Genomic DNA, 24,502 nt, shown 5'->3' with positions numbered 1-24,502 from the left:
GTTTTAGTGTTCACCATTAACTTAATCAGAAGTTTTTTTCTTCGTTGCAGAAGCCGTTTGATCATCAACTGGAGCTAAAAGCTTAGATGAAGCCACAACCTGAGACGCTGCCGGCTTTTGTGCCGCCTCATTTATTCCTGATGCTTTCATACTCTCTGCATCAGGTTCATTTTGGTATGCTTTTTTCAAAGACTCAGCAGCTTCTTTTAGCTCATCCATCGAAGCTTTTAGTTCTGGGGATAAATTCTGCAACCCCGCCTCTTCTTGAACTTTTTTCAGGCTTTCCTGGAGCTCCTGCAATTTCAGCTCTTGGGCCAGCTCATTTTGGACGTTAGCCGCTAAAGAGCGCAGTGCTCTGATCCAACCAGCAACCGTTTTTACTGCCACCGGTAGCCGTTCTGGCCCCAAAACCACCAAGCCAATGACCATAACCAGCAGCAGCTCGCTAAAACCAATGTCAAACACGGCTTATACCTGCTCTTTGTTTTTGCTCTCAGATGTTTCAGATTGAGCTACAGGTTGTTTTTCAGTAATGTTTTTCGTCTCAAAATCGGCATCACTACCGGTTTTTTGGGCCTGCTGAGACTGATTATCATCCCCTATCGCCTTTTTAAAACCTTTAATAGATGCCCCAAGATCAGAACCCAAAGTACGGAGTTTATTCGTGCCAAACAACAGCACCACAATGACCGCAATAATGAGTAATTGCCAAATACTTATACCGCCCATGCTGACTTACCTCTATTTAATTAATAGGGATTATTTTGATAGCTCATTATACATACCACGAACTATAACCGACCTTCAAAAAAAATCTGCCATAAGACAAATTTTACTCGACCTTACTCAGACGACACCAGCCAAACAACCATGAAACGGTACCCGCGCCTATAAACAACCAAGGAATATTTGCCAAGCCAGACAACAAAAATAAACTGCCACAGAGAAACAATGTAGCACCAACACCAAGCAAATACTGAGACTGTCGCTGTTTTATCTGTTGCCCTTTCAAATGACCTGATAACTTCTCAATGCTCACTTGCAAATGTTTATGCTGCTGAAGACTGTCATACACTAATTCAGGTAGTTCTGGCAACTTTTCTGCCCAATAAGGCGCTTTTTCTTTCAACGCCCGAATAACAGCCGGTAATCCAACCTGGCTATGCAACCACTCCTCCAGAAACGGTTTTGCTGTTTTCCACAAATCAAGCTGCGGATAGAGCTGCCGTCCTAAGCCTTCCACATACAAAAGCGTCTTTTGTAACAGAACTAACTGAGGCTGCACCGCCATATTAAAACGACGGGCAGTATTAAATAGATTCAGAAGTACATGACCAAATGAAATTTCAGCCAGTGGCTTCTCAAATATTGGCTCACAAACTGTACGGATCGCAAATTCAAAATCTTCAACATTGGTATCACTAGGAACCCAGCCTGAATCCACATGAAGTTCAGCAACTTTCCGGTAATCACGATTAAAGAAAGCAATAAAATTCTCAGCCAGATAACGTTTATCATTTTTATTAAGAGAGCCAACAATGCCGTAATCAATACCAATATAAAACGGATCTTCGGGGCGTTCATAGCTGACAAAAATATTTCCCGGATGCATATCCGCATGGAAGAAACTATCGCGAAAGACCTGCGTAAAAAAGACCTGTACTCCCCGTTCAGCCAACAATTTCATATTGGTATTCTGCGCTTCTAATGCTTCAATATCAGAAACAGGGATACCATAAACCCGCTCCATCACCAGAACATTTTCACAGCAATAATCAGAATAAATTTCCGGTACATAAAGCGTCGCACTATTTTCGAAATTACGGCGGAGTTGAATTGCATTCGCCGCTTCACGCAGCAAATTCAGTTCATCAATTAACGTCTTCTCGTATTCCCGCACAACTTCACGAGGACGTAAACGGCGTCCATCGGGTAATAACATTGGTACCCAATTAGCCAGACGGTACATTAACCGGATATCCGCTTTGATAATCGGCAGAATATCAGGACGAATGACTTTGATAACAATTTCCTGTCCATTCTCTTTTAGCCGAGCAGTATGGACTTGAGCAATTGAAGCAGAGGCCAAAGCAATAGGTTCAAAATCATCGAACCAAGTTTCCAGTGGTCCCCCTAAAGCAGTTTCAATATATTGACGAGCCAAAGCACCATCAAAAGAGGCGACTCGATCTTGCAACAATGCCAGTTGATCCGCTATTGCCGGAGGAAACAGATCACGCCGCGTTGAAAGCATTTGTCCAAATTTAATCCAAACAGGCCCTAATTCCTGTAAGGCAAGTCTCAATCTCTCTCCAAGTGATTTATCTTTATATCTATTCGGGACCCAGAACAATAAATAACGACCAAAACGAAGAGGCCAGGTTAAGCGAATCCGAGGAATGAGTTCATCCAATCCATAAGAAAGAAAAACCCGTATGATCAAATAAAGGCGCCTTAATTCACCTGGAGTCATATTTTCCCTCTAATACTGCCAATCGTTGTTCTATTTGCCCGATATCTTTGGCCAACATGCTAACTTCTTCACTGAAATAAGCCACTTCAAGCTGATTTGGGGCCAATTTCCATTCTTCTGTTAACACTTCCGCCAAATAATTTTTCTGACATTCCATTGAACCGGAAACAAACTGAAATCCCTTTTTAATGACTTGACTAATACTTTCGGCAGCGATATCCCCGAAATAAGGAGAAAGATAATGGGCCAAATCCCATTCAACCATATCTAACAAAGCAGACCATTGCTGAACAACCTGCATATCCCCTTCAATAACCATTTCACCGCTATTGAGCAATTTGGAAATTTGTTGGCGATCCCGTAGTTTAAGCAAAGCAGCAAAGTGAGTTTTAACCGTGCAATCGGCAGATTCGCCCCATTGGCTTAATACGTCCACCTGTTTCTCACTGAACACCAATGTAAGTGGCGTGTTCATCTCTTTTAATTCGATCGACAAAACTTTGTCTACCAACCGCATACGGGCTGGCCTTAACACCGGTTCACGGTACAACAGGTAATTCAACGATGTTTCCATCACTGCGGTTAAAACCGGCGTAAGTGTGGAATTAATGGCTGTACTCAGTGATGGTCTTTCCATCTCAAAATTTAAAACCTCTGTGTAGTGCAACAATGCCGCCGGTCATATTGGTATAAGTCACCTGTTCAAAGCCAGCCTCTTCCATCATCGTTTTAAGCGTTTCCTGATCAGGATGCATACGGATGGATTCCGCCAGATAACGATAACTGTCAGCATCCCGCACAAAAACCTGACCAATTTTTGGCAGCACATGGAAAGAATAAGCATCATACGCTTTGCTTAACGGCGCGAGCAAAGGTTTAGAAAATTCAAGTACCAATAAACGCCCACCCGGCTTCAACACCCGAAACATAGAACGCAAGGCTTTTTCTTTTTCGGTAACATTGCGCAAACCAAAAGAGATAGTGATGCAATTAAAATAGTTATCAGGGAAAGGCAACGCTTCCGCATTGGCCTGCACATAGCTGACATTGCCAACAACACCAGCATCACGTAATTTCTCACGCCCAACTTTCAGCATAGATTCATTGATATCAGCAAGAACAACTTCGCCTTTTTCACCAACTATACGAGAAAATTTGGCGGTCAGATCGCCGGTACCACCCGCTAAATCAAGTATCCTCTGACCTCTTCGCACACCACTGGCATCAATAGCCACACGCTTCCAGATACGATGGATGCCAAACGACATTAAATCATTCATTAAATCGTATTTTGTCGCAACGGAATGAAACACATCAGCCACCATGCCTGCTTTTTCATCCTTTGCTACAGTACGGAAACCAAAATGTGTGGTTTGTTTCGTGTGGTCTACCATGTTATTTGCCCATTTTTTATTCAAAGCGTTATAAAAGTGTATCAGCCTTTCAGGTAAAACCCTATCCTGGTATTAATCATTAGCACAGAATGGTTGGCTGGCCTTATCAACCAGTTCGGGATCAATCGGCCGTTTCACCTCAACACCTAAATTACGAAAACTCTCTGCCTGATTTATCAGGTTGCCACGTCCCTCAGTCAGCTTTTTCATTGCCAGTCGATAATTAAGTTGAGCCTTATCCAAACTTTGCCCCAAACCTTGCATGTCATCGACAAACAAACGCATTTTATCGTACATACGGGCAGCCTTATCGGCGATTAAACGCGCATTTTGGCTTTGATACTCATAGCGCCACAAGTTATTAATAGTACGTACAGCAACTAACAATGTTGATGGACTAACTAGCATAATATTGTGTTTAAGGGCTTCATCAAGCAGCTCAGGCGCCTTGTTAAGCGCAACCAGATAAGCGGGTTCAACCGGAATAAACATCAATACATAGTCCAACGATTTCAGCCCGGGCAATTGTTGGTAATCTTTGCGGCTCAAACCACGAATATGGCCTTTAATTGAGTCGATATGTTCTTGAAGGGCTAACTCCTGCTGATGCCTGTCGCCACTGTTAAAATAACGCTCATAAGCGACCAGCGACATTTTGGCATCAATGACCACATCTTTTCCTTGCGGCAAATGAACAATAACATCGGGTTGGAAACGGCGGTTACCCTCTACCTTGATACTTACCTGAGTACAAAACTCATGCCCTTCTCGTAAACCAGAAGCTTCCAAAATACGGGATAACACAACTTCGCCCCAATCTCCCTGAATTTTATTATTACCTTTAAGGGCATTTGTCAGATTGATAGCTTCCTGCGCCATCTGGACATTCAGTTGCTGTAAATTACGGATTTCATGTGCAAGAGTATGACGCTCACGGGCTTCCTGACCAAAGCTCTCCTGTACCTGCCGATGAAGGCCATCAAGTTGTTCGCGAAATGGCGCTAAAAGCGTATTCAGACTCTGCCGATTTTGTTCATCAGTACGGCGACCCGTTTGTTCAAAAATACGATTAGCCAAATTCTCAAATTGCGTATTCAAACGTAGTTCACTGTTGATCAGCAACCGCTGTTTCTCTTCAGCCGCAAGGCGACTCTCTTCCAGACGTGTCGTCACTTCCCGCAGTTCAGATTCTTGCACGCTATTGACTTCTCTCTGAGCCCGTAATTCCTGGTTCAATTGTTCACATTCAACCCGCCAATAAGCGGATTGTTCAAGTTTCTCATTGGCAACGGCAAGCTGGCTGTCCAATTTCCGTAATTCCAGCTCTTGCTGTTGAATACGTTGATGAACGGAGAACCAAACGAGAATACCACCGCCCAGCAGGCCGCCAAGAGCGCCTATCAACGTATATAACAACTGGATACCCACCGGTACTTCCTCTATCTAATGCTTAGACCAGATAAACTAAATTGTCACTGTATAGATGTCCAGAATGATTTATACAGATGGTTCAGTCTGCGAAGCCGCTCCCAATTAACTCACCCATTTCACTAACCATTGCAAACCAAACGCGCCTGGAGCTAATACGCCAAAAGACCAGATAAGTGCGGAACAGATATTCGCTATCTGGAAATAACGCAATGGCATGGCACAAATACCCGCGACTAATGGCACAATTGCCCGGAATGGTCCAAAGAATCGCCCGAAGAAAATGCTCCAGATACCCCAACGTTCAAAGAAATGGTGTACTCGTGTCAGTAATTGCGGTTTACGGGAAATAGGCCAAATTTTACCAACATCACCTTTAAAATGGGCGCCTACAATATAAGATACCCAATCGCCCAAAAAAGCCCCCGCTGCGGCTGCCAACCAAATTGGCCAGAAATTAAGGCCACTTTCACCTATTAATGCCCCCAATCCAAGCAATATTATCGTTGCAGGTAATAACAAGGAGAAAAAAGCCAGAGATTCACCAAAAGCGAGCAAGAAAACAATCGGCATGATCCAAGTATCATGAGCTTTAACAAAAGCGATTACCAGATCAACTATTTCATGAAGACTCAAATTCATATTCCTATATTGATTAATATACCCTATGGATTTCAAGATGCATCGCGACGGTAAGGGAATGAATCCCCGGAAGCATAGCGAACTATGTGACTGGGGTGAGCGAGCGCAGCCAACAAAGAGGCAACTTGAAAGATAACGGGTAATACCACATTCAATTTAACCACCGCTGCATTAACCAGAATTAAACCAACTTTTTATTCGAGGAAATAATCTTGTAATTTCTTACGAGCAGCAAAATCAAGGCCAAGATCTTTTTCCAGCCATATATCTACACTGCCATAATGCTGGTTAATACTGTTTAATGCCGTCATTAAAAACTCTTCTCTCACGGAATAAACATAAGCGAATTTATCAACCACATCATCACTCATGGTTTTCGCATGCTCATTTAACAAATATTCACGGTAAGGAGCCAGAGTAGAGTGAGTCACTAAATAATCCTCCATTACCGTATCCAAATCAGCCCCCAATGCAAATAATACCAGAGCAGAACCTACACCGGTTCTGTCTTTACCCACCGCACAATGCTGGACGATTCCCCCCTTTTCAGGTTGTTGCAGTAACTTAACCAATGTCTTATAGGCTGAGTTTTTTAGAGGCAATAATTCATAAAGACGGAACATAAATGCCTGCGGATTAAATTGTTCCAACATCTCTGACGCTAATTTTTCCAAATTCGCATTCACTTCATCAGATAAGGGGTTGGCCGGAGCGTGATAATAATTAGCGCCATTCCATACCAAATCAGGCTTATCCTCTACTTCACTGATATCACGATAATCTATGATTTGAAAGAGATTTTTATTTGCCAGAAAAGATTGGTCTTTTTCTGTTAAGCGATCCAGAGAACCAGAACGGAAAAGTAAACCTGATTTGATTTTTCCACCATTCGCGACTTTTTTACCGCCTAAATCACGAAAATTAATCCCTCCATTGAGTGGAAGCACTGATGGATGCAATAAAGATGTTGTGATCATGATGACTCTTAATTAATTGTTAGGTGTTAAGACATTAACAGATTTCTCTTTAAAATAAGAGTGAGCCGGAATACTCCGGCCTAAAAAGTATGATTTACAACAAACGGCGAGCAGCTTCTACTACAATCCCTAATGCGTTACTTTCTGTTTTCTCAAGTAATTCAACATTAGGAATCTCCTGCTGAGTACGGTTAACAATAACACCGGCAACCATCCCCGCACGCAATCCTTGGCTTGCACACATTGTTAATAAAGTTGCCGATTCCATTTCATAATTCATGACCCCCATCGCCTGCCATTCAGCCATTGAACCTTTGAAACGGCTCACAATACGGCCAGAATAGGTATCGTAACGTTCCTGACCAGGATAAAAAGTATCGGAAGAGGCCGTTACCCCCACATGTACCGTCGCACCTAAATCTTTTGCTGCTTCGTACAAAGCAGTCGTACATTCAAAATCGGCAACCGCCGGGAATTCCATCGGAGCAAAATGCAGGCTAGCACCATCCAAACGAACAGCCGCAGTAGTCACCAACACATCACCAACATTGATATTTTCCTGAATTGCACCTGTTGTGCCAATACGCAAAAAAGTACGCACACCCAATTGCGCTAATTCTTCAACAGCGATAGAAGTTGATGGGCCACCGATACCCGTAGAGCACACAATGACAGCTTCACCATCAATTTCTGCCCGCCATGACGTAAATTCACGTAAAGAGGCAAGATGAACTGGGTTATCCATCAATCTTGCGATTTTTTCCACACGTTTCGGATCACCCGGGACAATAGCTAAAGTTGCACCTTGCAGGTCGTTTTTGGTCAGACCTAAGTGAAATACATCAGACATATCAGACTCCTCAGCAAGAAAAATTTATCATGAAATTAGTTGAGATTTACTGTATTGAGCATTTAGACATCTTTTAGTGATAAATGTCACTTCAAAGTAATATAAAAAAGAAAAACATACATTATTTTGAGACATAAATCACAAAATAGGCATGAAATGGATAAAAAAACAGGACATTTTCTTCCATCCATAAACTAACTTGAATGAATTCATATTATGGAAAAAACAATCCATTGTTTAGTTATATTTATATTTCAAACATGCCGAGAAAATATATCACAGATTATCTCATCGAAATATTTTCTCCCTGAGAGTTAATAGAGGCTAATATCCATCCCCTCAGAAAGAAAAAATTATCGTTTCACAACCCAGTCATAAAAAAATACTTATAATAAACTATCAACTTAACCAAATATAAATCACTGTTGTTATTAAAATATTCTCCTAACATTTATAAATCAACAACGCAATAAACTGGACTATTTTAAAAATAACTTTTTCTTATGATGAATATATTAAAAAATTAATTGCATCTTACTTCCATGACTAATAAACAATTTTCTTGCTTATTTACCAACATATTACAATTATATTTTCAACAAAAATAAAACAATTGCCAAATATAAATATCACAGTTATCTTTTTATAGAATGCATATTGTTTAGATATCCTAGACTCTTTCTATCTTCTATCATATAAGGGCACTATCTATGACGACACAAAAAACAGTTTTAATTACAGGTTTCGAACCTTTCGACAAAGAAAAAATTAATCCATCATGGGAAGCAGCTAAGCAATTGCAAGGGCGAGAATTATGTGGGGCTCGCGTTGAAGCACGCCAGCTTCCATGTGTGTTCGACGTCTCCCTAGCTTATCTGTATGCCGCTATTGATGATGTACAGCCTGATCTGATAATTGCTGTGGGACAAGCAGGCGGTAGACCAAATATTACCGTGGAACGCGTGGCGATTAATATCAATGATGCCAACATTCCTGACAATCAAGGCAATCAGCCTATCAATACCCCCATAGTCGCAACAGGCCCTGCCGCCTACTTCGCCACGTTACCGATCAATGCGATAGTCAAGGGTTTACGCGATGCTGGAGTCCCTGCCTCTATTTCACAAACCGCAGGCACTTTTGTCTGTAATCACGTCATGTACGGCTTGTTGCATCATTTGGCATACACCTACCCTGAAATACGCAGTGGACTTATCCATATTCCTTATTTGCCTGAACAAGCAGTTCGGTATTCAGGAACCCCAAGTATGACCCTAGAAACAGTTATAACAGCGCTGGAAATTGCTATCGATGAAGCATTAAAAAATAGTGAAGACATCTCTATTAATGGAGGCGCAACTCATTAATTTGATATTCTGCTTGCGGGACTGAAAGTTTTTCTCTGAGAAAATAACAGGCACAGACAGTATGCTCTACTGACAATATCAATCAAACAGTAAAGATAATCCTCTCTGTGCCTGCACAATATCCATATGTAAATATCAAGTACCTGATACTTTATTAAATTATTAATCAGCACACCATTTACATAAATTACTTTATAATTTCGGCTGTTATTATATTGAAATTTAGTTTATTCAATAAAACCGGTCATACCGTATGGGAATATAAATCATCTTTAGTTATAAAATTAGATACATTGTCCAAGTCTATTGATAGAATTATTTCACCCAGTATCCCACGGTTAATATCAGATTCGTCTATTTTTGTTACTTTTATTTCTGAAAGATGACCATTCATATTTTTAAAATATGTATCCTCATTATTTTTAGTTCTGATTACCCTCCGTCTTGAATACAGATCATATTTATAAACCTCTGAATTGATCTCTTCTGGAAAATACATTTGCCCCACGAAAGCAAAATGCTCTTTGTCAGTTACATTTGTGCTCAATTTTCTGATTGCAATATGAATATGAGTCGCTCTACCAGCATAAAAGCCAGGATAAATAGTCGTAAAATGAACTATCCCATTTTTATCCGATGGTTGAGCTCCTCTTAGAAAACTTTTATCATCAGTTCTATTGGAAGAAGCTATTCCCGCAACGTTAGGTACTACATCGGGGCTGATATAAGTCCAACCGGAATATTTCCCCCGACTATTACAATGCCAGATATCAACAAATAAATTATCAACGGGTTTACATGTTTTTTCATCCATGACAGTAATCTTCAATAAAAAAGGTATTCCTAATTCTGAATCAGTAATATCCCTTCTTACAATTTTGTCATTTCGGAAATACGGCCCTGATATCTGCTCTGGCGCAAGCGTACATATGCCTATTCCATGTTGCGGGGATGACTTTATTTCCGCACGAGCTAAAGCAATCGGAGCAAGCGCAGCAGTCGCCGTAATAGCCGCGCTACTTTTTAAAAAATTTCTTCGAGAGCTACTTTTCTTACCTTGCAACTTATTAACATCCATATAATCCTCTCTTTAATTATTAAGTTTCTATTACAATGCTTCCATCTTGTTAATACCTGAGTTATTTTGTTAATAAAATGCACTTTTTCAAATACCAATATGGCATATACAAGTTACCAAAAGTTTGGTAATAGAAAAGATCCCGGCTAAACCCGCATCACTATGCTTTACTGCAAAAAAAAAGATTATTTTATGAAAAATGCCTATCACCAATTAAAGGTGACAGGCAAATTGTTGGATGAGTTATTTCACTGATTCACGAAGACGTTTCGCCGCTTGTACCATGTTTGCCAGTGACTGGCGAGTTTCAGTCCAACCCCGGGTTTTCAAACCACAATCCGGGTTAACCCACAAGCGTTCGACTGGAATACGATCAGCCGCTTTACGTAGCAGTGCTTCAATCCATTCAACACTAGGTACGTTAGGTGAATGAATGTCATAAACACCCGGCCCGATCTCATTCGGATAAGAGAAGTTTTCAAATGAATCCAACAACTCCATATCTGAACGGGAAGTTTCAATGGTAATCACGTCCGCATCTAATGCTGCGATGGAAGACATGATGTCATTGAACTCGCAATAACACATATGAGTGTGAATCTGTGTGTCATCTTTAGCAATTGCAGCATTCAATTTAAATGCCTCGACTGCCCAATCAAGATAAGCCTGCCACTCTTCCCGACGCAGTGGTAAACCTTCCCGCAATGCTGGCTCATCGATCTGGATGATACCAATACCCGCTTCTTGCAAATCATCCACTTCATCACGCAGCGCCAATGCAATCTGCTTAGCAATCGTCTCACGGCTGACATCTTCCCTTGGGAATGACCAGCAGAGAATTGTCACCGGACCAGTTAACATCCCTTTGACAGGTTTCTCCGTCAGTGATTGAGCATATTTAGCCCACTCTACAGTGATAGCTTCAGGACGGCTGACGTCGCCAATAATCACCGGTGGCTTAACACAACGGGAACCATAGCTCTGAACCCAGCCATTTTGCGTAAAGACAAAACCATCCAAGTGTTCACCGAAGTATTCCACCATGTCGTTACGTTCAGCTTCGCCATGAACCAATACATCTAACCCTAGACGTTCCTGTTCGTTAATTGCCTGCTTAATATGTTCACTGATATTGGTGCGATAGCTGGCGCCATCTACCCGGCCTTTTTTGAAATCCAAACGCAAGCCGCGGATTTCCGTCGTTTGCGGGAACGATCCAATGGTTGTTGTCGGCCACAATGGCAAGTTATAGCGCTGACGCTGTATTTCCGCACGCTGTGGGTATGGCTGATTACGCTCGCTGTCCTGTCGCTTAATTGCCGTAAGGCGTTCAGTCACAGCCTGATTATTTACTCGTTTAGATTCACGACGGGCACGGATTGGCGCGCTATAAGCATCCAATTCTGCTTGTTTACCGCCATCTGGCTGATTCAATGCCGCAGCCAGCAGGGCTAACTCTTCACATTTCTGCAATGCGAACGCAAACCAGCTTTTCACCTCGGCATCAAACGCAGTCTCATCATTCAGATCAATAGGACTGTGCAGAAGAGAACAGGAAGAACCGATCCACAATGTACGGCTATCTACCAATGGCTTAATCAACTGATGTTTAGCGGTTAAATCAGCACGCCATACATTACGACCATTAATCACACCAAGGGAAAGCACCCACTCTTTTGGCAATGACTCATTCAGTTGCGCGATATCATCTTGACCAGCAACCAGATCCACATGCAGCCCTTGTACCGGCAAGGATTTGATCGTCTCTAGATTGTGACCGACGCTATCGAAATAGGTAGTCAGCAATAATTTAACCTGTCCTTGAAGCGCCTGATAAGCAACCGGATAAGCAGCTAACCACTCTGCCGGTAGTTCCAGTACCAACGCAGGTTCATCGATCTGAACCCACTCGATACCACGTCTAGCTAACTCAGCTAATACTTGCTGATAAACAGGAAGAATATCTTTTAATAAAGAGAGACGATCAAATACCTGACCTTTCACTTTACCCAGCCACAGGTAAGTTACCGGCCCCAGTAAAACAGGTTTCACTTGATGACCCAGAGCCAACGCTTCATCTACTTCTTCTAATAACTGAGTCCAACTCAGTTTAAATTCCTGCCCTTGCTGAAATTCCGGCACGATATAGTGGTAGTTAGTATTAAACCATTTAGTCATTTCCGCGGCGGCGGCAGGTTCGCCCGTCGGCGCACGACCACGAGCAATACGGAACAGTGTATCTAGATCAATCGTGCCATCTGGATTCTGGTGACGCGGTGGCACATTACCGAGCAGTAAACTAGTGGTTAGAACATGATCATACCAAGCGAAATCACCAACCGGCACTAAATCAACACCAGCCTGCTTTTGTTGTTCCCAGTGACGGGCACGTAACTCACGGCCAGTTTCCAATAATTCTTGCTGAGAAATTTTCCCTGCCCAATAGTTCTCCTGAGCCTTTTTGAGTTCTCTTTTCAAACCGATACGTGGAAAGCCAAGTGTGTGATTAATAATCGTCATTTCATTATCCCGTCATTTTTAGCCGTCTAGATGTTTACACATCCATAATCAACAGGTAAGGTATAAACCACAAGCGCAATTTATTCATTATCATCCTGAAGGTTTCTCATGATCGAAATAAAACATCTAAAAACACTACAATCATTGAGTCATTGCGGTTCATTAGCGGCGGCAGCCAATCATCTACATCAAACACAATCCGCTTTGTCTCATCAGTTCAGCGATCTTGAACATCGCCTTGGCTTCCGGTTGTTCATCCGTAAAAGTCAACCGCTTCGCTTCACGCCACAGGGTGAAATTTTATTACGACTCGCGGAACAAGTGCTCCCTCTGGTTCAAAATGCACTCCGCGAATGTAAAGAGCCGGGCCAAACAAATCTACGTATCGCCATTGAATGCCATAGTTGTATTCAATGGCTGACACCCGCACTCAAGCATTTCCGAGAAACCTGGCCCCAAGTCAATGTGGATTTCAAATCCGGCGTCACTTTTGATCCACAGCCAGCATTACTGCAACGGGAATTGGATGTCGTTTTGACATCAGATATTCTCCCGGAGAGTCATTTGCACTACACACCACTATTTGATTATGAGGTCAAACTGGTTGTCGCTCCGGATCATCCGTTGGCAAATAAATTGCACATCCAGCCAAAAGATTTAATTGATGAAACATTAATGATCTACCCCGTTCAACGTCAGCGATTCGACATCTGGCGGCGTTTCTTGCAACCCGCGGGGATCGCCCCTACGTTGAAAAATGTGGATAACACACTGTTACTGATCCAAATGGTCGCTGCCCGCATGGGAATCGCAGCCCTGCCACATTGGGTTGTTGAGACATTTGAAAGGCAAGGGTTAGTGGTAACTAAGACACTGGGAGAAGGTTTATGGAGCAGGCTGTACGCTGCCGTTCGTGAAGGCGAGCAGTATCAGCCTGAGACTGACGCATTTATCCATTCCGCACGCCAACACGCGATGGATAATCTGCCATTCGTAAAAGGAATTGCAAAACTAAACGTTGATGACCCCAGAACAACGCAGCAATCTCCCCCCTTTTAATGGTAAATTTTATCAGCCACTCCACCGGAACCAACGTATTATTCATTATTGCCAGGGGGTTCCGGTATCTATGATGGAAAAACTCATGCCACCAGCCAGATACAGGTAAACACCACAAATCAGCTATCAACCTGACAGGTGAGATACTCACCGATCAGGCTGAATAAAGTGACTCACAAGATTGTTGTAACAACCAACAAATTACAGGATATTAGTGCTCTTTCTGTACCAGTAGAGCTTCCAATAAATCCAAATCATGCAGTAAAGTTTGCAGTGTCTCATTACTGATTTTTCTGGTTGCACGCAGATGATACAACTCACCACGCTCTGCCCTTAATGCAGTCAGACGAAAACGACGTTCCAAATCTTCCACTAACAGATTATGTTCTATCTCATCCTGCCCCACAGTACGGCGACGCAAATAGCCAATTACCCTGGAAGCAACTTCAGTAATAACCTCAGCATCCAGTTGTTCTTCGGGACTAGCAGAAAGACGCTCTTCCATCTTATTCATACTGACAATCGCCACTTCCGCCATCGCTGCCCGCGCCATTCGCACCTCGCTGATATCTGCCTCTTTATCAGAAGCTTGAATGCCCCGTAACAGGAATGGTAAAGAGAGAACGCCAATTAACAACGAGAACAGAATGACTCCCGCAGCAATAAAGATAAGCTGATAACGGGCCGGGAACGGCGTACCATCCGCCAGAAACAGAGGTACAGACAGTGCGCCGGCAAGCGTGATTGCTCCACGAACTCCGGCAAAAGATGCCAGCCATAATTCACGAGTGGTATAAGTCGCAAAATTCAGTGGATTTTTTTTCATAAAAACTTTGCTGATATTCTTCATCAGCCATAACCAGCAGAAACGCAGCAGTAGAAGGGCTCCATAAATCACTGCGACCGCGGCGAACAGCATCCAGGTTTCAACAGTCGGATCAATTTCCGCCTGTACAACGGAAGTTTGCCAGATCCCCGGCAATTGCAGGCCCAACATAATAAACACCAAGCCGTTAAACACGAACGCCAACATTGACCAGACACTATCAGCGCGTAAGCGCATCGCTAATGGCGCATTACGGATAACCCCGGATTTACTGATAGTCATACCTGCGGCAACCGCAGCTAAGATACCGGAAACGCCAATATGTTCCGCAATCAAATAAGAAGCAAACGGCAACAGCAACATGAAAACAATTTGGGTTGCTGGATCGCCGCCGCTCCAACGGTTCATCAAACGCAGGGATTTACTGTACAACCAGGTTACTGCAATACCGGATAACAAACCGCCAATAGCAACCTTAAAGAATTCTATGGTCATGCCAGTAACAGAAAATGCCATCGTTCCCATTGCTATCGCTACAGCGAACTTTAAGGCTACCAGGCCGGAAGCATCATTCATTAACGCTTCCCCTTCCATCACATTCATCATGCGCTTAGGCATGCGCCTTTTTCCGACAATGGATGATAAAGCCACCGCGTCTGTTGGCGATAACACAGCAGCAAGAGCGAAAGCAGCAATTAACGGAATACCTGGCATCAGCCAGTAAATCAGATAACCAATACCGACAACAGTCACTAGCACTAATACCAGCATCAGTATGAAAATTTCCCGTCCGTACTGGAAAAACTCTCTGGTTGGCATTTTCCAGCCATCAACGAATAACAAAGGAGGAATTAGCAGAACGAGGAATAGCTCAGGATTAAAAGTAACATGTAAGCCAAAGTGCGGCCAAGCCAGCAACGCTCCCATTGCAATCTGCATTAACGGCAGAGGTATGCGGAACGGAATCACTTTAGTCAGAACACCAGAAACTGAAACCACCAAAATCAAGATCAGAATAGTAAAGAATATTTCCATGTTGCCCTTACAATTTACCTAAGAACCGTTGGTATACAGATTGAAACTCTTTTTCTTCCCGTTAACACAAAAACAAATTGCAGGAATATTGTAAACTAATCAGATAAATAGAGGGGAAATAATTGAGAATTTAAACATAATCGCAAGAATTAACAAAGTGCGCAGGGATGAACACCCCTTACACACTTTTTAATCAATCAAATAGCCCAATCACCAGCATAAAATGTTACTAAAGCGATCGTAATGACCACTGTACCGATATTCAATTGGCGCCATTCACCGGAACAGATACGACCAACAACCAATGAGCTGAAACCCAACATAATACCGGTGACAATATTGCAGGTCAGAACAATAAAGACCGCACAGAGCATACCGGACATCGCCCCAACAAAATCATCGAAATCCAGCTTTCTGACATTACTCAGCATCAGCAAACCAACATACATCAGCGCTGGCGCAGTGGCATACGCCGGTACAAGATAAGAAAGTGGAGAAAAGAACAAAATTAACAGAAACAGGATACCGACAACTGTTGCGGTTAACCCTGTTTTACCGCCGGCTGCGGTACCTGCGGCTGATTCGATATATACCGCAGCCGGAGAAGCACCGATAGCACCGGCAAAAATACTACTGACAGAATCGGCAGTCAGCGCTTTACCGCCGTTAATAATCTGTCCGCCTTTATCCAACAGATTCCCTTGCCCTGCTACCGCGCGGATAGTACCGGTAGCATCAAACACCGCAGTCATTACCAACGCCAACACACTAGGTAACACAATTGGCTGCAAAGCGCCCATAATATCCATACTAAAAATCAAGGACAGGCCGTCATCTCCCAGACTCGGCACCTTAAAGAACCCTTGATATTTCACCGCCGGATCAAAAATCAGCCCAATAACAGAAATCACCACAATCACTAACAGCACGCCACCGGGAACTTTCAATTTTTCCAAACCAAAAATAACAGCCAGCCCAAGCAGAGTCATCACAACCGGAAAAGAGGTGAACGAACCCAGAGCAACAGGCAGACCTGCCAATGGGTTCTTAATGACCAAACCAACACCGTTTGACGCAATCAGTAACAAAAACAGCCCAATACCAATCCCTGCACCATGCGCAATACCCATTGGTATATTGCGTAAAATCCAAGAACGAATACCGGTAACAGAAATCACCGTAAACAAGCATCCCATCAAAAATACCGCACCGAGTGCAACCGGAATAGTGATTTGCTGTCCTAAAACCAAGCTAAAGGCAGTAAATGCAGTTAACGAAATTGCACAACCAATTGCCATTGGCAAATTAACCCACAACCCCATTAACAAAGAACCACAACCGGCAACCAAACAAGTCGCAATAAAGACAGCAGTATGGGGAAACCCAGCTTGCCCTAACATCCCCGGTACAACGATGACTGAATAAACCATCGCCAAGAAAGTTGTGAGCCCTGCCAGAATTTCACGGCGTACCGTTGTGCCACGTTCAGTCAATTTAAAATACTTATCCAGTTTGCATTTAACTGGTGCCTGAGTGCCAGACATGTCATTCCCCTGCATTATGTTCATGGTACTTCTTCTGCTTCCTAGTCAAACGAAAACGATTACCTTGCTTAATAACACAACACTTAATGAATATTGCACCAATCGGTTCAACAAAACATAAAAGCAATCGTTTGGTTTTCAGAATAGAAAACAGAGAGAGAATTTAAGGCGAAAGATTATCCAGCGATCATAGTGTCGAAATCAATAGCTAACCGTATTATTTAGCCGAGCATTAAAAGAATGACTTCTGGAGATTAAACTTTTTACGATAGCTAATCACAATGTTTCAGCCTCAGACGACAAGGAAGATCCAACAGTTTCACCATGAAATGAATTTCATTTGCAGTTATTGTGAGCCGGACGAAATGAAATGCGAGCCGTTACAAGTAACGAATGGTAACGTTGAACAAGCCGAAAAAACCGACATTCAGAACTACAATTCGTGTACATATACGTGTAAACTACACGCACACTCAATACCGGAGATAAATCATGACAGCAAGACAACGCAACACACAGAGCGTCACAATGACTGTAGAACGAGGCTTACTGAACCGGGCACGTGAAGCAGGTATTAACTTTAGTGCCACACTGACCGCTGCCTTAGATGCCGAATTACGCCATCGCGAGGCGCTGAAATGGCAGGAAGATAATAGGGAAGCTCTGGAGGTATTAAACCGTTTCCATGACGAACATGGTTGTTTCAGTGATGAATACAGGACATTTTAGCGATGCAATTCACCGTTTATCGTAATACTGGGAAAACTGTTGTTTATCCCCTGTTACTGGACATCACGAGTGACATTATCGGGCAGTTAAACCGCCGAATTGTGATCCCACTGCTACCAATTGAAAAATATCCTGACAGCAGTCGCCCTGTTCGAATGATCCCGCTTATCAGGCTGATAGACGACAAAGAATATGCTGTCATGACTCACGAACTAGCCAGTATATCTGTTCATGCTTTGGGTGCTGAATTTTGCGATGCATCGCAATACCGTAATCAGGTGAAGGCGGCTCTCGATTTCCTCTTTGACGGTATTTAAGTCGGATAAGTGCTGACTGCCATTCACAGCCAGCTTTTACACCAGTACAGCTATCGACTGAACACTTCACTTTTATCACACTGTGGATTAAACCGATCCATTGTTGAAATCAGAAACAGTGCTGCAATGATGACAAGTAGAACAGGTAAACCTGATGACGTCATTGAACTTGCTATACCGGCAAGCAGCGGCCCGAACAAACTCCCAATCCCCCACAACATAGCCGCCGCGGCATTAGCTACTATCAGATCATTTCCTGAAAAATACTGACCAATTTGGACCAATGCAATGGTGTAGATAGCCCCCGCAGTTGCCCCTAAAGCAATCAACAGAGGCCAGATAAGATAGTGATACGCCATAGCAAATGGCAGCAACGCACTTGCTCCGAGCGTTGCTACACCGCAAATCTGGTACAAACGCATACGATTCATATGATCCGCCAGCCAACCAAACGGGAGCTGCATCAATGCATCGCCAGCAAGAACAACACTTATCATTAGTGCAGCTACAACTTCGACATACCCACAACTCATTCCATATATGGGTAACATAGAAAGAATGGTCCCGTCGAAAAAGGAAAAAAACAGCACACCACCACAGATCGCCGGTGCAACCCTCACAAATTGCACAATAGAGAAATTGGATTGCTTACTGTGTTGCGGCAATTTATCGCCTTTCTTCTGATCTAGCATGATAAAAAGCACCAGGGAGAAAATATGGATCAGAGTACAAATCAGTATCGGCATTTCATCTGCAATACCATAAAAAGCAATGATAGAAGGACCAAGTAACTGACTGATAGTAAAAACCGTCGTATAAACGGCCAATATCCTGCCCCGTTTATTCTCTTCAGAAAGTTCATTAATCCAGGTTTCGCCTAGACAGATCATTAAGCCGTTAGCAGCACCAGTCATTAGCCGCAGAGGAAAAAGCACCTCCATCGGCAACGAACCCAAAAGTGGGAGCAAACTGCCAGCAGAAACCCCTGTTGCAATCATCATGGCGTGTTTCTTACCTACCAGAGCTACAATTTTCTGGACTACCGGAGCACTCAAAAGAACCCCCAACGCCGGAGCCGCAGAAATTAAACCAATGTACAACTCATCAATACCTTGGCTATTCAAGCGTAACGCTATCATTGGGATCGTCAAACCAATGACAATGCCAATAACAGCGACACTCGTGGTAATAGTAAAAATGGCAAAAAAATTATTATTTCTATAATCACGACTGTTCATTTTATTTATATCTATCCAGCAAAAATAAAAAGAATAAATATGAAATGAACTGAAAACAACAAATTAATAATATTATATTGAATATATTAATTCCGATTAGTTATTATTTTAAAGAGTAAATATATAACGATATATCAGCATTAAGCCCGAAGCCAGCACAATAACATTGATAAACTTCAAGAAAGCTTCTCTGGAGATTTTCAATGTCACCTGGCGGCCAAAATAGATCCCCAACAACATGGCTGGAATAAATACCAGTATCAATAACAAAAATGAGGTGTCCAGATAAATACCCATGAAAACAAAAATAATCACTCTCGTCAGGGTACTGAAACCAATTAAAGTTGTCTGAGTGATCCTGAAAATTTCCTTATCTGATATCCGCCCGGTTAGATAAATTGCATAAAGAAACCCGCCACTACCAAATAGCGCACTGAAAATACCGCCACTCAGACCAAATGGAATAGCGGCTTTAGAGGGGAACTGACGGTAAGTTTTACTGAAAAATAACGAATAAATTGAATAGAAAACAACAAATAACCCCAACACTAGAACTAAAAAATCAGGTTTGGCTATCAACAAAATGGCGGCACCAATCAAGCTACCGACAACCATTAATGGAATAACTAACTTGATCTCACTAAACTCTGATTTTTTACCCTCTCTAGTAATATTAATCACTGCGGCAGTTAAATCTATCAACGCGAGCATAGGAACAATTTTCGCTACAGGAATATAAAATGCCAGAATTGGGCTAGCAATCAGTGCAGAACCAAACCCAGCCATACCAAAAACCAGATAAGCAAAGAAAACGACAAAAATACAAACAAGCAGATCAGGCCATGCAAGTAGATGTAACATTTCTATTTCCCTGAAAATAGTTTTTAAACTAAAGTGATCATTTTCCCAATACTAATAGTTTTTCCTATCATTTGTCAGGTCAGTCTGCAAAAAACGGGACACTCCAGTTAAAGATGTACTTAATGTACGCATGATGCTGGTATGATTCTGATGGAAAAATAACATGTTATAATTATAATCTATTGAAAATATTTCCTAACAATAAATAATTTACCGTATATTGGGGAACATATAAGGGTATTGGCAAGATAAAAACAATACCACCAACAAACTAGAGGGCGATCTTAAAAAGAATGGTATTTCGTTAGATTGGATTGATATTGTCATTAATACCATTCATACAACGATGGTGAAAGGTCTAATGGATTAACCAGCTAAGGTTATAACGGTTGAACAGATATTTAAGCGTTAACAGATTGATAAAATAATCTTTAAAAACAAAGATATGAAATGGTTTTAGCATGTTAAAAGCATAAAAGAGGAATGGTTTAAATCAATAAATGCTATTCAACGCAGGTTAAAGCAGAGTAAAACAAGTTTAAACTGACGTATTTATAGGCTACCAATTTGTATTCGGTTAAATCATTTATCTGGGGATTTTGTTATACCGATTTTTTATCATCGATTATTTAATTGGTTTATGACAGGGTTTATTCTCCGATTGAAAATGTTATTAAAACGGCTCATTTTGAAAAATAGATTATCGAATTAACCGATTCATATTCTCATTTATCCTTTTTCCCGAAAACATAATCATTAACCAAACCCATTTTTATTTCTCAGTTTTCATTGATAGCTTTATGATGGGCAGGCTTTAAACTATTATTAAAAGCCATCTTTTCAACCACTGATTTCAGCCAGCATAAAGCTTTAACAGTTGTTTTTATTACTTTTGACGCCTGATTTTTACTAAGTTTAATCATTATGAAATATCTTATTTTACGTTTACCTAGTGCAGATTACCCCGGCTTTTTATCTTTAATGACACTATTTTATCGATAATTTAAATCTGTTTTTATAAGTCACCACCATTTATTTTTCTAAATAAATTAGCCGGTAAATAATCTGATGATATAAAGATACCCATTTATGTTTTTTTCAGATAATCACTTCTCTTTCAGAGCTTAAATCCTACCAGATTAACTGTTTTATCCTTTCTTTATTACATCATTTTTTACAGATTTATTCATAAAATAATGGTGAGAAAATACTTTCATATCATTCTGTTAGAATAATATTATTTTACATGCTGGTTTCTTTTCAACTCTCTGTTAATAAACTTAGACTCAATTAATCATTCTTATTAAAAATTAACTTATTTAATAAATCACTTAAAGTTACACCATCCCTGCATTTGCATTTTTAAATAGCCATAGCAGGTTAGTTAAAATAATACCATTGCTGATAAATACATTAAACATAGTAGTAAATAGGCCGTTTTTAATCACTCTTCACCTTTTAAAAACCTCGCATTAATGGAGCACCTGTTTTTTTACTCTTAGCTGATTAATCACTGTTAAAAATAAGCGTATAATCACAAAAAAAAGAATATGCAGGTAAAAAGAAATGGTGAACCACGTTAATAACGATAATAAACCTATAAAACAATTTCCATTACGAGGTTTTTCATATTTTTAAATAAAAATTCATTTAACAAATGGTTTTCATTAGATAGTTTATGCAAATATAATAGTTTTTTTCATCTCCTAACGCGGTTTAAAACCAGAAAGGGTAAAAGGTATGTTAATGGTATTAAAATCAACGCCCATTTCTTTAATAAATTTTAATCCCGTTAATCCCGTTAATCCCGTTAATCCCGTTAATCCCGTTAATCCCGTTAATCCCGTTAATCCCGTTAATCCCGTTAATCCCGTTAATCCCGTTAAATGTTTTGATATAACATCGTATTATTGGGTTAACACTATTATTTTATCACTTTGGTTAATCAATTTAAAACCTGTTTTCTCCGATATTTTCTTTTTCAATGTCAATATAACATCAGATCTTTTACCCGCTTTTAAAAATCCTTAATCACTTCTTTTTACCTTTAATGATTTAGGTTTTTACCTATTTATTCATGATACGCTGGCCTCTTTTCCAGATTTCAAAACCACACTGATAGACAAAAGCAATTTTTCTTAATACCTGTTTTACCACGTTCAGGATAAGACGTATTTACTTTTACTTGAATGAGAGAAAATCTCTATAACCCTTTGCTTTCAGATAGACGAAAAACGATAAACCACACAATCTAACCCGAACAAATCGGGATCTGCGGAGTAAATAAAAAGCGCTCTTTAGGTTAATTAGCTCAGTACATCAATCCGTTTTCTGAATCGGTTGTACTGACTTTCTCCTTTCTTTACCTCTCCTTATATAACTGGCTTCAGTTTTTTTCCAACCACAGCTCAGTCTTCATTAACCACTTGCTCCAACCTTTTAAAGAAACTGAAAATAGATTTTCGGGCCACACCGACTTAAGTCACATCAATATGAAATAAAAAACCTTAGTAATGATTGTAATGATTGTAATGATAACTATTCTCACATTAAGATGATGCCGTGATTATTGATTTTTGATGCTATAGGTTATGTCTGACCACATTGTTGTTTCCGCTAACTCTGAGCTAACCCTTGAATCGCTTTATGGCGCGCATCATGGCTGGCTGAAAAACTGGCTCACGCGCAAACTGCAATCGTCCTTTGACGCCGACGACGTGGCACAGGATACCTTCCTGCGCGTGATGGCCGGCGACTCGCTACAAACCATTCGCGACCAAAAATCCTTTCTCTGCACGATCGCAAAAAGGGTAATGATCGATCTGTTTCGCCGCAACGCGCTGGAAAAAGCCTATCTGGAACTGCTGGCACAACGGCCCGAGGCGCTTATGCCCTCACCGGAAATCCGTCAGTGTCAACTTGAGACACTCCAGCAAATCGACCAGATGATCGATGGTCTGAGCAACAAAATGCGCCAAGCGTTTTTACTGTCTCAGCTTGAAAATCTCACTTACAGCGACATTGCTTCACGCCTCAATGTGTCCGTCAGTTCCGTGAAAAAATATATAGCTAAAGCCACTGAACACTGCCTGCTGTTTCGCCTGGAGCATGGACTCTGATAATGAACACCATGTTGACCCATTCTCGCCGCCAGGCATTAAAAGCAGCATCGCACTGGTATGCGATACTGAGTAGCGATCAGGTAAGTCCACTACAAACTGAAAAATGGCAGCGCTGGTACGAACAGCATCAAGATCATCAGTGGGCATGGCAGCAAGTGGAAAATCTGCGTAACCAGATGCTTGTCGTGCCAGGTAATGTAGCAAGCCACGCACTTCAGGAAACTCACCTGTCGCGACGCAGAATGATGAAAAGCATACTGTTGTTACTAGGAGCCGGCAGTGGCTGGCAACTGTGGTGTTCGGAAGTAGGAGAAGGTCTGCGGGCCGATTACCATACTGCTAAAGGGGATATCCAGCATCATCGACTGAGCGATGGTACGCTGCTTACACTCAATACCGACAGTGCCGTAGATGTCCATTTTAACCCTCAACAACGTCTGGTACATCTCTGGTATGGAGAAATTGCCATCACTACCGGGCATGATACCGGAGCAAAGCTGCTGCGTGTGCAAACCCGCCATGCACAACTGACCGCGCTAGGTACCAAGTTTACGGTTCGTCAGGAAACCAACACCACACTCCTTAGTGTGCAGCAACATGCCGTAGAGGTGATACTAACTGGCACTGACCGCAAATGTATTGTGCGTCAGGGTGAAAGCCTAAGATTCAGCGCCACCGATTTTGGTGAATTGACCGCGACAACCGACGAAGACAACGCGTGGACGCAGGGTATACTAAGCTTTAGCGATAAGCCACTGAGTGAAGTGATAGCAACTCTCGCCCGTTATCGAAGCGGTATATTACGCTGCGACCCAGCCATCGCCTCGCTACGGTTAAGCGGTACTTTCCCGATAAAAAATACCGATACGATATTATCCGTCATAGGGAAGACACTTCCCATTAAAATTCAATATATTACCCGTTATTGGGTGAATGTTCTGCCTGTAGAACAATCGTTAATGTAAAAAATAATCATTTTCAATTGTCCCTTTTTGTTTCCTCGTTCGACTTCATTAGTGAATACAGCAACAAAATGATTATG

General features: G+C 41.6%; 22 protein-coding genes. 6 read left to right on the top strand and 16 right to left on the bottom strand.

What is annotated here, in order from left to right:
• Positions 1-21 precede the first annotated feature (21 nt).
• From tatB to udp, 10 genes are all read right to left on the bottom strand, one after another.
• Positions 22-465, bottom strand: coding sequence for a Sec-independent protein translocase protein TatB (gene tatB / locus Phpb_RS22185; protein WP_065392253.1), 444 nt, complete (start codon positions 463-465; stop codon positions 22-24).
• A gap of 3 nt (positions 466-468) precedes the next feature.
• A complete protein-coding gene (gene tatA, locus Phpb_RS22180; protein ID WP_065392252.1) occupies positions 469-729 on the bottom strand; it encodes a Sec-independent protein translocase subunit TatA in 261 nt (86 codons plus the stop codon).
• Between the two features lie 103 nt (positions 730-832).
• Positions 833-2,473 carry a ubiquinone biosynthesis regulatory protein kinase UbiB gene (gene ubiB, locus Phpb_RS22175; protein ID WP_065392251.1) on the bottom strand — a complete coding sequence of 547 codons (1,641 nt, stop codon included), beginning with the start codon at positions 2,471-2,473 and terminating at the stop codon, positions 833-835.
• Positions 2,460-3,110 (bottom strand): ubiquinone biosynthesis protein UbiJ, encoded by a 651-nt coding sequence (gene ubiJ / locus Phpb_RS22170; protein ID WP_065392250.1) that lies wholly within the window; start codon positions 3,108-3,110, stop codon positions 2,460-2,462. The genes ubiB and ubiJ overlap by 14 nt, the downstream gene beginning before the upstream one ends.
• Before the next feature lies 1 nt (position 3,111).
• Positions 3,112-3,867, bottom strand: a complete 756-nt coding sequence (gene ubiE / locus Phpb_RS22165) for a bifunctional demethylmenaquinone methyltransferase/2-methoxy-6-polyprenyl-1,4-benzoquinol methylase UbiE (protein ID WP_065392249.1) — start codon at positions 3,865-3,867, stop codon at positions 3,112-3,114.
• 72 nt (positions 3,868-3,939) lie between these two features.
• Positions 3,940-5,235 (bottom strand): DNA recombination protein RmuC, encoded by a 1,296-nt coding sequence (gene rmuC / locus Phpb_RS22160; protein WP_420848370.1) that lies wholly within the window; start codon positions 5,233-5,235, stop codon positions 3,940-3,942.
• A 165-nt stretch (positions 5,236-5,400) separates the two neighbouring features.
• A complete protein-coding gene (locus Phpb_RS22155; protein ID WP_377312254.1) occupies positions 5,401-5,937 on the bottom strand; it encodes a DedA family protein in 537 nt (178 codons plus the stop codon).
• A gap of 32 nt (positions 5,938-5,969) precedes the next feature.
• On the bottom strand, positions 5,970-6,101 hold the full coding sequence (locus tag Phpb_RS27330) for a hypothetical protein (RefSeq protein ID WP_276204289.1): 132 nt from the start codon (positions 6,099-6,101) through the stop codon (positions 5,970-5,972).
• A gap of 30 nt (positions 6,102-6,131) precedes the next feature.
• Positions 6,132-6,914 (bottom strand): tyrosine-protein phosphatase, encoded by a 783-nt coding sequence (locus Phpb_RS22150; protein WP_065392248.1) that lies wholly within the window; start codon positions 6,912-6,914, stop codon positions 6,132-6,134.
• 94 nt (positions 6,915-7,008) lie between these two features.
• Positions 7,009-7,764, bottom strand: a complete 756-nt coding sequence (gene udp, locus Phpb_RS22145) for a uridine phosphorylase (RefSeq protein WP_065392247.1) — start codon at positions 7,762-7,764, stop codon at positions 7,009-7,011.
• A gap of 710 nt (positions 7,765-8,474) precedes the next feature.
• Here udp and pcp point away from each other — a divergent pair.
• Positions 8,475-9,131 carry a pyroglutamyl-peptidase I gene (pcp, locus tag Phpb_RS22140; protein ID WP_065392246.1) on the top strand — a complete coding sequence of 219 codons (657 nt, stop codon included), beginning with the start codon at positions 8,475-8,477 and terminating at the stop codon, positions 9,129-9,131.
• 244 nt (positions 9,132-9,375) lie between these two features.
• Here the strand turns inward: pcp and Phpb_RS22135 are convergent, their stop codons facing one another.
• Together Phpb_RS22135 and metE are read right to left on the bottom strand one after the other, a co-directional pair.
• Positions 9,376-10,209, bottom strand: a complete 834-nt coding sequence (locus Phpb_RS22135) for an intradiol ring-cleavage dioxygenase (RefSeq protein WP_065392245.1) — start codon at positions 10,207-10,209, stop codon at positions 9,376-9,378.
• A gap of 243 nt (positions 10,210-10,452) precedes the next feature.
• On the bottom strand, positions 10,453-12,729 hold the full coding sequence (gene metE / locus Phpb_RS22130; protein ID WP_065392244.1) for a 5-methyltetrahydropteroyltriglutamate--homocysteine S-methyltransferase: 2,277 nt from the start codon (positions 12,727-12,729) through the stop codon (positions 10,453-10,455).
• Between the two features lie 108 nt (positions 12,730-12,837).
• Here metE and metR point away from each other — a divergent pair, with 108 nt between their 5' ends.
• Entirely contained in the window at positions 12,838-13,788 is a 951-nt protein-coding gene (gene metR, locus Phpb_RS22125) for an HTH-type transcriptional regulator MetR (protein ID WP_065392243.1), read from the top strand.
• Positions 13,789-13,999: 211 nt separating this feature from the next.
• Here metR and Phpb_RS22120 read toward each other — a convergent pair whose 3' ends face one another.
• Entirely contained in the window at positions 14,000-15,649 is a 1,650-nt protein-coding gene (locus Phpb_RS22120) for a Na+/H+ antiporter (protein ID WP_065392242.1), read from the bottom strand.
• A gap of 197 nt (positions 15,650-15,846) precedes the next feature.
• On the bottom strand, positions 15,847-17,193 hold the full coding sequence (locus tag Phpb_RS22115) for an NCS2 family permease (RefSeq protein ID WP_065392241.1): 1,347 nt from the start codon (positions 17,191-17,193) through the stop codon (positions 15,847-15,849).
• A 492-nt stretch (positions 17,194-17,685) separates the two neighbouring features.
• On the opposite strand from Phpb_RS22115, the gene Phpb_RS22110 reads away from it, so the two are divergent.
• Together Phpb_RS22110 and Phpb_RS22105 are read left to right on the top strand one after the other, a co-directional pair.
• Complete coding sequence (locus Phpb_RS22110) at positions 17,686-17,922, top strand: type II toxin-antitoxin system CcdA family antitoxin (protein WP_036778251.1); 237 nt, start codon at positions 17,686-17,688, stop codon at positions 17,920-17,922.
• A gap of 2 nt (positions 17,923-17,924) precedes the next feature.
• Entirely contained in the window at positions 17,925-18,239 is a 315-nt protein-coding gene (locus Phpb_RS22105) for a CcdB family protein (RefSeq protein ID WP_065392240.1), read from the top strand.
• 50 nt (positions 18,240-18,289) lie between these two features.
• Here Phpb_RS22105 and Phpb_RS22100 read toward each other — a convergent pair whose 3' ends face one another.
• Positions 18,290-19,477 (bottom strand): MFS transporter, encoded by a 1,188-nt coding sequence (locus Phpb_RS22100; protein WP_065392239.1) that lies wholly within the window; start codon positions 19,475-19,477, stop codon positions 18,290-18,292.
• A 108-nt stretch (positions 19,478-19,585) separates the two neighbouring features.
• Positions 19,586-20,338 (bottom strand): sulfite exporter TauE/SafE family protein, encoded by a 753-nt coding sequence (locus Phpb_RS22095; protein WP_065392238.1) that lies wholly within the window; start codon positions 20,336-20,338, stop codon positions 19,586-19,588.
• Positions 20,339-22,929: 2,591 nt separating this feature from the next.
• Between Phpb_RS22095 and fecI the strand changes: the two genes are divergently transcribed.
• A complete protein-coding gene (gene fecI / locus Phpb_RS22090; protein ID WP_065392237.1) occupies positions 22,930-23,457 on the top strand; it encodes a ferric citrate uptake sigma factor FecI in 528 nt (175 codons plus the stop codon).
• Between the two features lie 2 nt (positions 23,458-23,459).
• The gene (gene fecR, locus Phpb_RS22085; protein ID WP_065392236.1) at positions 23,460-24,425 is read left to right on the top strand and encodes a ferric citrate uptake sigma factor regulator FecR; all 966 of its coding nucleotides are present in this window, start codon (positions 23,460-23,462) and stop codon (positions 24,423-24,425) included.
• Positions 24,426-24,502: the final 77 nt, after the last annotated feature.

This window comes from Photorhabdus namnaonensis (assembly GCF_001684335.1).
GTDB classification, from domain to species: Bacteria; Pseudomonadota; Gammaproteobacteria; order Enterobacterales; family Enterobacteriaceae; genus Photorhabdus; species Photorhabdus namnaonensis.
The sequence above is the reverse complement of the archived record's forward strand: the minus strand, read 5'-3'. Positions and strand labels throughout refer to the sequence as shown.